This window comes from Sphingomonas sp. (genome assembly GCF_025362505.1).
Lineage (GTDB): Bacteria > Pseudomonadota > Alphaproteobacteria > Sphingomonadales > Sphingomonadaceae > Sphingomicrobium.
The window spans coordinates 1-10061 of the sequence record NZ_JANYGG010000018.1; the positions used below are offsets into that span (position 1 = coordinate 1).

Annotated in this window: 17 protein-coding genes and 1 pseudogene; 11 read left to right on the plus strand and 7 right to left on the minus strand. The window is 66.9% G+C overall.

Translation table 11 applies throughout. From position 1 onward, the window contains the following. The 3 genes from Q0R27_RS01220 to Q0R27_RS01230 all read right to left on the minus strand — a co-directional run. Positions 1–252 (minus strand): SHOCT domain-containing protein (locus Q0R27_RS01220; RefSeq protein WP_293940268.1); only part of this gene is annotated, 252 nt, incomplete at its 3' end. A gap of 166 nt (positions 253–418) precedes the next feature. Next, positions 419–613: a hypothetical protein gene (locus Q0R27_RS01225; RefSeq protein ID WP_293940269.1), complete on the minus strand. Its 195-nt coding sequence runs from the start codon at positions 611–613 to the stop codon at positions 419–421. A 264-nt stretch (positions 614–877) separates the two neighbouring features. Beyond that, positions 878–1240, minus strand: a complete 363-nt coding sequence (locus Q0R27_RS01230; protein ID WP_293940270.1) for a flagellar biosynthesis regulator FlaF — start codon at positions 1238–1240, stop codon at positions 878–880. 146 nt (positions 1241–1386) lie between these two features. On the opposite strand from Q0R27_RS01230, the gene motA reads away from it, so the two are divergent. The 4 genes from motA to Q0R27_RS01250 are packed head-to-tail and all read left to right on the plus strand — an operon-like array spanning position 1387 to position 3761. Further along, positions 1387–2271 carry a flagellar motor stator protein MotA gene (gene motA / locus Q0R27_RS01235; protein ID WP_293940271.1) on the plus strand — a complete coding sequence of 295 codons (885 nt, stop codon included), beginning with the start codon at positions 1387–1389 and terminating at the stop codon, positions 2269–2271. Then, the gene (locus tag Q0R27_RS01240; RefSeq protein ID WP_293940272.1) at positions 2246–2434 is read left to right on the plus strand and encodes a hypothetical protein; all 189 of its coding nucleotides are present in this window, start codon (positions 2246–2248) and stop codon (positions 2432–2434) included. Before motA ends, Q0R27_RS01240 begins: the two co-directional genes overlap by 26 nt. A gap of 3 nt (positions 2435–2437) precedes the next feature. Further along, complete coding sequence (locus Q0R27_RS01245; RefSeq protein ID WP_293940273.1) at positions 2438–3313, plus strand: flagellar motor protein MotB; 876 nt, start codon at positions 2438–2440, stop codon at positions 3311–3313. Between the two features lie 13 nt (positions 3314–3326). Then, positions 3327–3761, plus strand: coding sequence for a hypothetical protein (locus Q0R27_RS01250; RefSeq protein ID WP_293940274.1), 435 nt, complete (start codon positions 3327–3329; stop codon positions 3759–3761). An 8-nt stretch (positions 3762–3769) separates the two neighbouring features. Here Q0R27_RS01250 and fliP read toward each other — a convergent pair whose 3' ends face one another. Genes fliP through Q0R27_RS01265 form a run of 3 tightly spaced genes read right to left on the minus strand, consistent with a single transcriptional unit; the run spans position 3770 to position 5277 of the window. After that, complete coding sequence (fliP, locus tag Q0R27_RS01255; RefSeq protein ID WP_293940275.1) at positions 3770–4504, minus strand: flagellar type III secretion system pore protein FliP; 735 nt, start codon at positions 4502–4504, stop codon at positions 3770–3772. 3 nt (positions 4505–4507) lie between these two features. Then, positions 4508–5041 carry a flagellar biosynthetic protein FliO gene (locus Q0R27_RS01260; RefSeq protein WP_293940276.1) on the minus strand — a complete coding sequence of 178 codons (534 nt, stop codon included), beginning with the start codon at positions 5039–5041 and terminating at the stop codon, positions 4508–4510. A gap of 2 nt (positions 5042–5043) precedes the next feature. Further along, a complete protein-coding gene (locus tag Q0R27_RS01265) occupies positions 5044–5277 on the minus strand; it encodes a FliM/FliN family flagellar motor switch protein (RefSeq protein ID WP_293940277.1) in 234 nt (77 codons plus the stop codon). 118 nt (positions 5278–5395) lie between these two features. On the opposite strand from Q0R27_RS01265, the gene flgC reads away from it, so the two are divergent. The 7 genes from flgC to Q0R27_RS01300 are packed head-to-tail and all read left to right on the plus strand — an operon-like array spanning position 5396 to position 9674. Beyond that, the gene (flgC, locus tag Q0R27_RS01270) at positions 5396–5800 is read left to right on the plus strand and encodes a flagellar basal body rod protein FlgC (protein ID WP_293940278.1); all 405 of its coding nucleotides are present in this window, start codon (positions 5396–5398) and stop codon (positions 5798–5800) included. Positions 5801–5817: 17 nt separating this feature from the next. Then, the gene (locus Q0R27_RS01275; RefSeq protein ID WP_293940279.1) at positions 5818–6129 is read left to right on the plus strand and encodes a flagellar hook-basal body complex protein FliE; all 312 of its coding nucleotides are present in this window, start codon (positions 5818–5820) and stop codon (positions 6127–6129) included. Between the two features lie 3 nt (positions 6130–6132). Next, entirely contained in the window at positions 6133–6396 is a 264-nt protein-coding gene (locus tag Q0R27_RS01280; RefSeq protein WP_293940280.1) for a flagellar biosynthetic protein FliQ, read from the plus strand. A gap of 11 nt (positions 6397–6407) precedes the next feature. After that, entirely contained in the window at positions 6408–7178 is a 771-nt protein-coding gene (fliR, locus tag Q0R27_RS01285; RefSeq protein WP_293940281.1) for a flagellar biosynthetic protein FliR, read from the plus strand. 8 nt (positions 7179–7186) lie between these two features. Beyond that, entirely contained in the window at positions 7187–8251 is a 1065-nt protein-coding gene (locus Q0R27_RS01290; protein WP_293940282.1) for a flagellar type III secretion system protein FlhB, read from the plus strand. A gap of 59 nt (positions 8252–8310) precedes the next feature. Further along, positions 8311–9051 carry a 23S rRNA (guanosine(2251)-2'-O)-methyltransferase RlmB gene (rlmB, locus tag Q0R27_RS01295; RefSeq protein ID WP_293940283.1) on the plus strand — a complete coding sequence of 247 codons (741 nt, stop codon included), beginning with the start codon at positions 8311–8313 and terminating at the stop codon, positions 9049–9051. Beyond that, positions 9051–9674 carry a DNA-3-methyladenine glycosylase 2 family protein gene (locus tag Q0R27_RS01300; RefSeq protein ID WP_293940284.1) on the plus strand — a complete coding sequence of 208 codons (624 nt, stop codon included), beginning with the start codon at positions 9051–9053 and terminating at the stop codon, positions 9672–9674. Before rlmB ends, Q0R27_RS01300 begins: the two co-directional genes overlap by 1 nt. A gap of 268 nt (positions 9675–9942) precedes the next feature. Here the strand turns inward: Q0R27_RS01300 and Q0R27_RS01305 are convergent. Continuing rightward, positions 9943–10061: pseudogene (locus Q0R27_RS01305) on the minus strand (IS5/IS1182 family transposase); the annotation flags it as partial.

Consider the following 10061-nt stretch of genomic DNA (forward strand, 5'->3'; position numbering starts at 1 on the left):
GCAGAGTAGCAGTGTCAGCCAGCCGCTAAAGCTACCGAAAATCCAACGAGTTGTGCTTCCCCTGAACTCATCGAGCGTTTGCTCGCCGCTGCTCACACTGGATGACCGTCTGTTTGTCGGGATGGGGCGGTCGGCGGGGCGCTGGGAGTTGCCGGACAAAAGCCGGGATTTCTGTTCCTGAAACTCGGCTTCGGACAGCGCCCCAGTTTCCCGAAGACGAGCTATTCTCTCAAGTGCCTCAACGTTGTCCAAAGGTGACCCCCGTCTTCAATAGCCACGCCAATCAACCGCCCTGCGCCTATATGTTCATTTTGTGGTTCGAAACACAATGGCATTTTTTGCCTCGTGGCAGGACTGGTTTAGACACCCATATTCCTACTGCAAAGCAAAGGCTTACGCTACATTCGCCAACCCGAAATCACCCCGCCAGTGAATAAGACGGGCTAAGCCTGATGTCCCTTTGCTCCTCGACCCATTTGAGTTGCTCGGCCATCTCGGTCCACCGGGCGGCGACCTCGACGGCGCGGGCCCGGACGTTGGGAAGCGTGGCTCCCTCGGCCTCGATGCGCGCAGCCTCGGCGTTCTTGCGGTACGAATCGAGGAGCGATGACATCGGAGGTGTTCTAACGATGGAGCGCGAATGATCGAGTCCGGTGCGACCTATTGTCACAGCCGAATATTCTCAGGGTATCGTTAGCGGCATTGCCTTGCGCTTGTTCGCCATCGTTCGCCCCTATCCGCAACGCAGTGGGGGAGTAAGTGTGGTAGTAGATGGCTGTTGCGATTATTGTTCACTAGATTATCAATAAGTTAGTCGATTACGTTGGATGATCGCGGGGCATCCAGCCTGAACCCTCTCGCCTCGACCAACTGGCAATCAGGCGGCGACCTGGGCCTGCGGCGCAAGACCCTCCAGCATCGTGCGGTTCACGGCCAATAGCGACTCGATCGGCTCGCGCCCCGCGACCACGTCGCTGGTGAAGCGGTCTACCCACAAGCTGAGCGAAATGATCTGCCCGCGCAGTTCCGGCGGCAACGCATTGCCAGCCGTCCCGCAGACCATCCCGAACACGCTCCACATTTCGCGATTGCGGTGGAGCGCGGGCATCAGCGCGGCGCCGCGCGCGCCGCTGTCCCATGCTTCCATCATCTCGGCGGTGATCTCGCCGATCAGGCGATATTCGGTGTGGCGCGGGGTTTCGGCGCTGCTGCGCACGCGGTGATAGCTGGCAAGCGACATGGACGGGCGGCTCCTGGCGTGGGCAATTGGCGTAGGCAATCCCCCATTGTAGACGGCAAATCGACCGACCCGCCGCCACCGCGCGACACGGCAATATGTTGCCCCCTCCGGCCCGCCCCGCCCGCGCCGCTTCCTATAATCAGCCCATGATCAACGCCGTCGGCCTCATCGTCATCCTCGGTTGCGTGTTCGGCAGTTTCATCTTGTCGGGCGGCAAGGTCGGGATCATCCTCGAGGCGCTGCCGCACGAGTTGGTGGCGATCGTCGGCGCGTCGGTCGGCGCCTTCCTGCTCGGCAATTCGCTGCGCACGGTGAAGCTTGCCGGCAGCGGCCTCAAACGCGCCTTCAAGGGGCCGCGCTGGACCGCCGAGCTTTACCGCGACCTGCTGACCCTGCTGTTCGGGTTGTTCACCATCTTCAAGAAACAGGGCGCGACCGGGATCGAACCGCATCTCGATGCGCCGGAGGAAAGCCCGCTCTTCTCGCGCTATCCCAAGATCCTCGCCGACCATCACCTCGTCGAGTTCATCTGCGATTATCTGCGGATGATGACGGTCAACTTCGATGACCCGCACCAGCTGTCCGAAGCGATGGAAGCCGACATCGAGCGTCACCACCACGAGGAACTGGCCCCGCAGCATGCGCTCCAGCAGATGGCCGACGGCCTGCCCGCGATCGGCATTGTCGCCGCCGTGCTTGGCGTGATCAAGACCATGGCATCGATCGACCAGCCGGTCGAAGTACTCGGCGCAATGATCGGCGGCGCGCTCGTCGGGACCTTCCTCGGCGTACTGCTGTCCTACTGCCTGGTCGGGCCGCTGGCGTCGAAGCTGGCCGAAGTCATCGCTGCCGACTCCAAGCCCTATTCGATCGTCCGCACCGCGCTCGTCGCTTACGCTCAGGGAGCCCCGGTCCAGGTCGCCGCGGAACTTGCCCGCCGGCTGACGCCGAGCGACTGCGCACCAACTTTCGCCCAACTCGAAACCGCGCTCAACGAGGCCAAGAATGAACTCGCCCCAGTCGCAGCCTGAAGACCGCGATTGCCTGAAGGAGGCGTTCGAGTGCGTCCGCGCCGACCGCGTCCACCTGATCATCGGGGACTATAACATACTTGGGATGGACGGGCTCCAGCTGCTCGAGACAGTGCGCGGCGGCGCGGTGCTAGCGCTCGGCGTCGGTCTGAAAGCCGCCTGATCCGTGGCGACGAAACCCGCGCTCACGGTTGAAGTCCGGCCGATCGTCATCCGCCGCGTCAAGAAGGTCGTCGGCGGTGGCCACCACGGCGGCGCGTGGAAGGTCGCCTATGCCGATTTCGTCACGGCGATGATGGCCTTCTTCATGCTGCTGTGGCTGATCTCGAATCCGGACAAGAAGCAACTCAAGGGCCTCGCCGAATATTTCTCGCCCTCGTCGGCGAGCGCCGCTCCGGGCGAGTCGATCGACAGCGTCAGCGGCGAGGCTGCCGGGCTCGGTGGCCAGCGCCAGCGCGCGCAGGCGACCAACCCCAAAACCAATGGCCGCCCGAGCAGTGACGCAAAATCGGCGGGTGCGCAAAAAGGGGGAACCGCAAGCGTCCCCGACGCCTCGTTGCGGGTCATGGCCGAGGAATTGAAGCTGATCCTCCAGCCGGCCAGCACCCCTGACAGCGCCACCCATCCCGCCGCGCTCGAGACGAGCCGCGAGGGATTGCGCATCAGCCTGATGGACGACCAAGGCCGCTCGATGTTTCGCGGCGGGACCGCCATCCTCAACCCCTACGCCCGCGTCATGCTCAGCCGGATCGCGCGAAAAATCGCGCGGAGCAGCGTGCAGCTGGCGATCGAGGGCCATACCGATGCGTCGGGCGGACAGAGCGCGGCCAACTGGAAGCTGTCGTCCGACCGCGCCCTCGCCGCGCGCGATGCGCTGATCGCCAGCGGCCTCACGCCGGATCGTTTCTCCGAGGTGGTCGCGCTGGCCGCGACCCAACCGGTTTACCCCGACCAACCGACCCGTCCGGAGAACCGCCGGATCACCATCGTCCTGCTCGCCGAGGGTTCGCCCTTGCCGACCGACAGCTCGTTCCGCTTCTGACGCGAACAGGACGATGAAACGCGCCCTCATCATCCCGCTGATGCTCGCCGCCGGCCTCGCCACCGGCGGCGGCGCGGCGTTCGGCGTGGCCACCGTCACTGGTCCCCGCGAGGCTCCGAAGAAAGAGGCCGCCCCGATGCCGACCTTCGTCGCCACCGGCCCGATCCTCGTCCCGCTGGTCGACGGCGATGGTGGCCTCGCCGGCTACGGCACGATCGAGGTCCAGCTCGAAGTTGCGGCCGATACCAAGGAGGATGTCGCGTCGCGGCTTCCGCTGCTGCTCAACGCGATCAACCTGCGCACCTACCGCGCGCCGCTCGCCAGCGGACCCGACCGGCTCCTCCCCGACCTCGCCGCCTTCCGCCAACTGGTGTTCGTCGCCGCCGTCGAGACCTATGGCAAGGGCACCGTCAGCCGGGTCGCGATCACCTCGGCGAAACCAGCCTGATTCCAACCTTACGCGCCGAAACTCTTGACCAGCGACCCCGCGACCAGCGCCCAGCCATCGACCAGCACGAAGAAGATGATCTTGCACGGCAGCGAAATGCTCGGCGGCGGCAACATCATCATCCCCATCGCCATCAGAACCGCCGCCACCGCCAGGTCGATCACCAGGAACGGCAGCAACAGCAGGAAGCCTATCTCGAACGCGCGGCGCAGTTCGGAGATCATGAACGCCGGCATCAGCGTTGGCAGCGGCGTCTTCGCGCGCGGCTGGGGCGGCGACTTGGCGAGCCGGTTGAACAGCGCGAGGTCATCGTCGCGCACCTGGCCGAGCATGAAGACCTTGAACGGTTCGGCGGTGCGCTCGAACGCCTTGGCCTCGCTGATCCGCCCCTCGGTATAGGGCTGCACCCCGGTCGCCCACGCTTTTTCGAACGTCGGCGCCATGACGAAGAAGGACAGGAACAGCGCGAGGCTGATCAGCACCGGGTTCGGCGGAACCCCCGGCGCGCCGAGCCCCGTGCGGAGCAGCGACAGAGCGACGATGATCCGGGTGAAACTGGTCACCGTCATCAATATCCCGGGCGCGAGGCTCAGCACGGTCAGCATCATCACCAGCTGGATCGCGCGCGCGCTGAGCGAACCTTCGCCGCCGATATTGATCGTCGCCGCAGGGGTCGCGGCGGCCGCCAACGCGGGCACGACGATCAGCGCGGCGAACAGGACCGCGGACGTGGATTTACGCATGATTCAGGCCGCCTTTCGCGGGCGGCGCTTGGCCGCGATCAGGGCGGCGGCGGTGACCACCGGCGGCGGCGCGGGCCTGGCCGGCAATCGCGCCCGCGCCCGATCGAGCAGCGCGGCGAAGCTGGCCTCGCCGCCCCGGCGCGCTTCGCGGACACCCGCGATGATCTGCTCCGCCCTGGCATAAAGCGCCGCAATCGCCTCCGCCTGGGCGACCCGCCGGGCCTCCGCTTCTTGCGCTTGCTCCTGCGCCGCGGCGAGATCGCGGTCGTCGCGAATGATCCCCGCTTCGATCACCAGCGGTCCGTCGGGGCCGAGCAGGAGCAGATGCTCGCGCCCGTCGCGGCGGATCAATGCAACACTGCGCTTGCCGTCGAGCGCGACCCGCTCGACCAGCTCGATCCTCCTGTTAGGACCGCCCGCACCGGTCACGCCCGGTAGCCGCACCCCGAGCCGCCGCACCGCCCACAGCGCCCCGGCAAGTAGCCCGAGCACGAGCGAAAGGGCGCCGAACATGCGCAGCAGCGGCAACAGCCCCATCGTCAGCCGGCCTGGCCAAGCATGGCGGTCACTTCGAACGACATGCGCTCGCCTGCAATGAGGATCCGGCCATGCGCTACGGCGATGCCGTTGACGTGGAGCTCGGACGGATCGTCGGTCCCGCAGTCGAACGGGATCATCGCCCCCCGCCCCATCTTCAATACCTGGCGGATCGGCACCTGGGTCGACCCCAGTACAACCGACACCGCGACCGTCACCTCGCCCAATATGGACATTGCATCGCTCCCATCCTGTCGCCCTGTTGTAGGAAGGATTTTGGGCCCGCCCGCCCGGCACTAGGCAAATTCTGCCTATGATGGAGGCGTCATCCACCAGCCGGGACACGCCGCCGCCATGGACCTCACCGCCGCCACCCAAATCTCCGCGACGGGCCTCAAGGCGCAGTCGCTGCGCATGCGGGTCATCGCCGAAAATCTTGCCAATTCGGACAGCATCGCGCGGACTGCCGGTGGCGATCCCTACCGGCGCAAGATGGTCGTATTCCGCCCGACCCACATGGATGGTGGCGGGGACGGGGTCGAAGTCCAGTCGGTCGTCCGAGACCGCACCGCGTTCGAGCGGAGCTACCAGCCCGGTTCGCCCGCCGCCGACGCCAGGGGCTATGTGCTGAAGGCCAACGTCAACGGCCTCGTCGAGGCGGCCGACATGCGCTCGGCGCAGCGCAGTTACGAAGCCAATGTCAACGCCATCGAAGCCGCTCGCGCAATGACGCTGCGCACCATCGACCTGATCAAATAGACAAAGGAAACCAGCCCATGTCCCTTGGCACACTCGACGCCGCGGCCGCCTATGGCCGCATCCTCTCGACCGGGGCGAGCAAGCCCGCCGCCGCTGGTTCCGCCGCTGTCGAAGGCGGCTTCGGATCGCTCGTCGAAAACATGATCGGCGGCGCCGCGACCCAGATGCGCGCCGCCGAAAGCGCCAGCGCGGCGCAGATCGCCGGCAAGGGCGACCTCGTCGACGTCGTCACCGCGATCGGCGCCGCCGAGCAGGCGCTAGAGACGGTCGTCGCGGTGCGCGACAAGGTCGTCAACGCCTACCAGGACATCATGCGGATGCAGATCTGAGCCATGGCCGCCGCGGATGTCCTGATGCTGGCACAAGCCGCCCTGATGCTGATCCTGACCGTCGCCGGTCCGTTGCTCATCGCCTCGCTGGCCACCGGTGTCGTCATCGGCCTGTTCCAGGCACTCACCCAAATTCAGGAAATGACGCTAACCTTCGTCCCCAAGCTGCTTGTGATGGGCGTGGTATTAGTCCTGAGCCTGCCGATGATCGGTCAGGCGATGGCGCATTTCATGGCGCTCGTCTCCGACCATATCGTACGCGGCTGAGCCCGCCGCCGATGCCCGCCCTGATCGCCGACATGCCGCTTCATCTCGCCTCACTGCTGATCCTGTTCGCCAGGATTGGCGCGGTGTGGATGCTGCTGCCGATGTTCGGCGAGGACAGCGTGCCGGGACCCGTCCGCCTGCTGATGGCGCTCGGCATGTCGCTCGCGCTGCTCGGCCTGCTCGGGCCGCGAGTCACGCCCTTCGCTGCACAGGATTCGGCCCTGGTCGCGACGATCCTCGTCGAGCTCGGCATCGGCCTCGCCATCGGCAGCCTGATCCGCATCATCATGCAGGCCGCGAGCATGGCCGGCGCGATCATCTCGATGCAGATCGGATTTTCCTCGGCGTTGCTGTTCGATCCCGCGGTCGGTGGCCAGACCCCGGTCCTCGCCCGGCTGATCGCGCTTGCCGCGACCCTCGTCTGCTTCGCCGCCGGGCTCCATCACCAATGGATCGCCGCGATCGTCCGCTCCTACGATTGCTTTCCGGTCGGCGCGGTGCCCAGCCCGCAGGATTGGGCGGCGCTGGCCATCGCCACCGTCGGCACCGCGACCAGCCTCGCGGTCAGCCTCGCCGCGCCGTTCATTGTCTTCGGCATCCTGTTCAACGTCGCGCTCGGCCTGTCCGCGCGCCTCGCCCCCGCGCTGCAGATCTTCTTTATCGCCCAGCCGCTCAACCTGCTGCTCGGGCTCGCGCTGCTCGGCGTAACGCTCGGCACTATCCTGTCGACCTTCTCCGCCGCGATGAGCGCGTGGACCGCGGGCGGCTGGACGCATGGCTGAAGGCGTTCATGGCTGAGGACCGGGATAACAAGACCCACGACCCGACTGCCAAGCGCCTGTCCGACGCGCGGACGAAGGGCGAGGTCGCGGTTGCCGGTGAAGTCCGCCACGCGGTCATGCTCGGCACCATCCTGTTCCTGTTCGGGGGAATCGGCACGGCGGCGCTCGCCGCGCTGCTGCAGCTTTCGGCGCAGCTGTGGAGCGGCGCCGGAACGTTGCGCTGGGAGCCAGTGGGCGCCGCGACCCTGGCCGGCGCGCTCCTTGCCGCAGCGGCGCGCGCGGTTGCTCCCCTGCTCGGGGTACTGCTCCTCGCCGGACTCGTCACCGGCGTCGTCCAGGGCCGCCCGACCCTGTCATGGTCCCGCGTCCGTCCCAAATTCAGCAAGGTCAGTCCGCTCGCCGGCGCCGCCCGCCTATTCGGGGCCCGCGGCTGGATCGAGTTTGCGAAGACCCTCGCCAAGACCGCCGCGATCCTCATCGCCTGCGTGATCGTCGTCCGCCCGCACCTCGCGGCGCTCCCCGCGCTCGTCGGCATGGCCCCGCTCGAGATCGCGCGCACCGCCGGCGAGCTGATCCGGGCGATGATCGGCGCGGTGCTCGTGGTCGTCGTCGCCATCGCCACTGCCGACTGGATCTATCAGCACCGCGCCTTCCTCGCGAAAATGCGCATGTCGCTCCAGGAACTGCGCGACGAGCATCGCGACAGCGAAGGCGACCCGGCGGTCAAGGCCCGCCAGCGCGCGATCGGCATGGCGCGGGCGCGCAGCCGGATGATGGCCGCGGTCCCGACCGCCTCGGTCGTCATCACCAACCCGACTCACTTCGCCGTCGCGCTGCGCTACGACCATGGCGCGATGCGCGCGCCGGTCGTGGTCGCCAAGGGCGCCGACACGCTCGCCTTCAAGATCCGTTCGCTTGCGCAAGGAGCGAAAGTGCCGGTGGTCGAAAGCCCGCCGCTCGCCCGCGCGCTCTACGCCAGCGCCGTGATCGACCGGCCGATCCCGATCGAGCATTATGCCGCGGTGGCCGAAATCATCAGCTTCGTCATGCAACTGGCGCGCAAGCAGCGCTAGATCCTGCGCGCCGGCAATCCCAAGCTTGTCAGCGAAGCGCGCGCGCCGCATGGGGGGCAATGGCCCGCAAGCGCTCCTCCAAACCCTTGAGCAGTTCCAACCATCCCCGCTTCTGGGGCAAGCATGCCGTCGCCGCCGCGCTCGACAATCCCGAACGGCGCGTGCTCCGCGCCTGGTCGACGCGCGAGGCGGCTGCGCTGATGAACTTCCCGCCCGAAATGCAGGTGACGATGGCCGATGTCGCCGATCTCGGCCGGCTGGTTCCGGGCGATGCGCCGCATCAGGGGGTGGTGATCGAGGTCGAGCCGCTCGAGGACATGTGGCTCGGTGACATGCTCGCCGACGCGCCCGAGCGGGCGGTGCTGCTGGTCCTCGACCAGGTCACCGACCCGCACAATGTCGGCGCCATCCTGCGCTCGGCGGCGGCGTTCGGCGCGATCGGGATCGTCACTCAGGACCGTCATTCCCCGCCCGAAGGCGGCGCGCTCGCCAAGGCAGCGTCGGGCGCGCTCGAACGGGTGCCGTGGGCCCGGGTCGTCAACCTTGCCCGCGCACTGGAGGAGATCGCCGAGGCGGGCTTCTGGCGGATCGGGCTCGCCGGCGATGCCGCGACCGACCTCAAGGACGCGCTCGGCCCGCCACGAATCGCACTCGTACTCGGCGCCGAAGGTCCGGGGATGCGCGCCAACACGCGTGATCATTGCGACGCGCTCGCCCGGCTTCCGATCACCGCCACGGTCGAGAGCCTCAACGTGTCGAATGCTGCCGCCGTGGCGCTTTACGCTGCCCGCAGCGCCTGATGGTCCGCAGTGCCGCGAGCCTGAACGCGAGCCTCGACGGGCTCGCCGCCGCCGAGCCGCGCTTCGCCGCCGCGATGGAGCGGCACGGCCGCCCTGATCCGCGCATCAGCGAGCCCGGAGTGACGACGCTGCTGCGAACGATCGTCGGCCAGCAGGTCAGCGTCGCCGCGGCGCGTTCGATGTGGGCTAAGCTCGAGGGCAAATATGGTTCTCCGCCCGACCTCGGGCGCGTGTTGGTCGCGAATGACGACGAGCTGCGCGAGGCAGGGCTGTCGCGCCAGAAGGCGGGCTATGCGCGCAGCCTCGCCGGGCTGGTCCTGTCGGGCGAGCTTGATCTCGGCAAGCTGCCGGCGGACGATGACGAAGCTGTCGCGCTGTTGATCAAGGTCAAGGGCATCGGCCGCTGGTCGGCGGAAATCTACCTGCTGTTCGCCGAGGGGCGCGGCGATGTCTGGCCGGCCGGCGACCTCGCGGTTCAGGTCCAGATCGGCCGCATCCTCGGCCTTGCCGATCGCCCGTCGGAGAAACAGCTGCGCGACCTCGCCGAAGCATGGCGTCCCCACCGCGGCGCCGCGGCACTATTCGCTTGGCATAGCTATAACAGCGAAGGCACCGCGCTCTAGAGCCTGTGTGATCGGTGCGGTTGACTGATATTTCAGTCGCCAGCACCCCTTCGATTGTCGATCGGACGCCGCAACGCGCGGCTTTACGTTTCCGTAACGATGTTCATTTATCGACCAATTCAGGACAAGAAATGAGAGTCGTGCCGTAATGGCGAAAATCGGATTCTGGCAGAGCGGATTAGCGGCTACAGTTCGTCGTGATGACAGTCCCGCCAAGGCCGGCGCGCGGCTTGCGTCCGGCGACGTCCTTAGGGTCAGGACTCGTTGATCAGAGCCAGAAGATGACGGTGGCGGCGAGGGCGATGGCGGAGAGGAAGACGGTCGGGCATCGATCGTAGCGAGTGGCGACGCGGCGCCAGTCCTTGAGGCGGCCGAACATGATCTCGA

Bases quoted from the DNA above. Each gene is read 5' to 3' on its own strand.
- Q0R27_RS01225 (WP_293940269.1), bottom strand. From the start codon at position 613: ATGTCATCGCTCCTCGATTCGTACCGCAAGAACGCCGAGGCTGCGCGC.
- Q0R27_RS01230 (WP_293940270.1), bottom strand. From the start codon at position 1,240: ATGTCGCTTGCCAGCTATCACCGCGTGCGCAGCAGCGCCGAAACCCCG.
- motA (WP_293940271.1), top strand. From the start codon at position 1,387: ATGATCAACGCCGTCGGCCTCATCGTCATCCTCGGTTGCGTGTTCGGC.
- Q0R27_RS01240 (WP_293940272.1), top strand. From the start codon at position 2,246: ATGAACTCGCCCCAGTCGCAGCCTGAAGACCGCGATTGCCTGAAGGAG.
- Q0R27_RS01250 (WP_293940274.1), top strand. From the start codon at position 3,327: ATGAAACGCGCCCTCATCATCCCGCTGATGCTCGCCGCCGGCCTCGCC.
- fliP (WP_293940275.1), bottom strand. From the start codon at position 4,504: ATGCGTAAATCCACGTCCGCGGTCCTGTTCGCCGCGCTGATCGTCGTG.
- Q0R27_RS01260 (WP_293940276.1), bottom strand. From the start codon at position 5,041: ATGGGGCTGTTGCCGCTGCTGCGCATGTTCGGCGCCCTTTCGCTCGTG.
- Q0R27_RS01265 (WP_293940277.1), bottom strand. From the start codon at position 5,277: ATGTCCATATTGGGCGAGGTGACGGTCGCGGTGTCGGTTGTACTGGGG.
- flgC (WP_293940278.1), top strand. From the start codon at position 5,396: ATGGACCTCACCGCCGCCACCCAAATCTCCGCGACGGGCCTCAAGGCG.
- Q0R27_RS01275 (WP_293940279.1), top strand. From the start codon at position 5,818: ATGTCCCTTGGCACACTCGACGCCGCGGCCGCCTATGGCCGCATCCTC.
- Q0R27_RS01280 (WP_293940280.1), top strand. From the start codon at position 6,133: ATGGCCGCCGCGGATGTCCTGATGCTGGCACAAGCCGCCCTGATGCTG.
- fliR (WP_293940281.1), top strand. From the start codon at position 6,408: ATGCCCGCCCTGATCGCCGACATGCCGCTTCATCTCGCCTCACTGCTG.
- Q0R27_RS01290 (WP_293940282.1), top strand. From the start codon at position 7,187: ATGGCTGAGGACCGGGATAACAAGACCCACGACCCGACTGCCAAGCGC.
- rlmB (WP_293940283.1), top strand. From the start codon at position 8,311: ATGGCCCGCAAGCGCTCCTCCAAACCCTTGAGCAGTTCCAACCATCCC.
- Q0R27_RS01300 (WP_293940284.1), top strand. From the start codon at position 9,051: ATGGTCCGCAGTGCCGCGAGCCTGAACGCGAGCCTCGACGGGCTCGCC.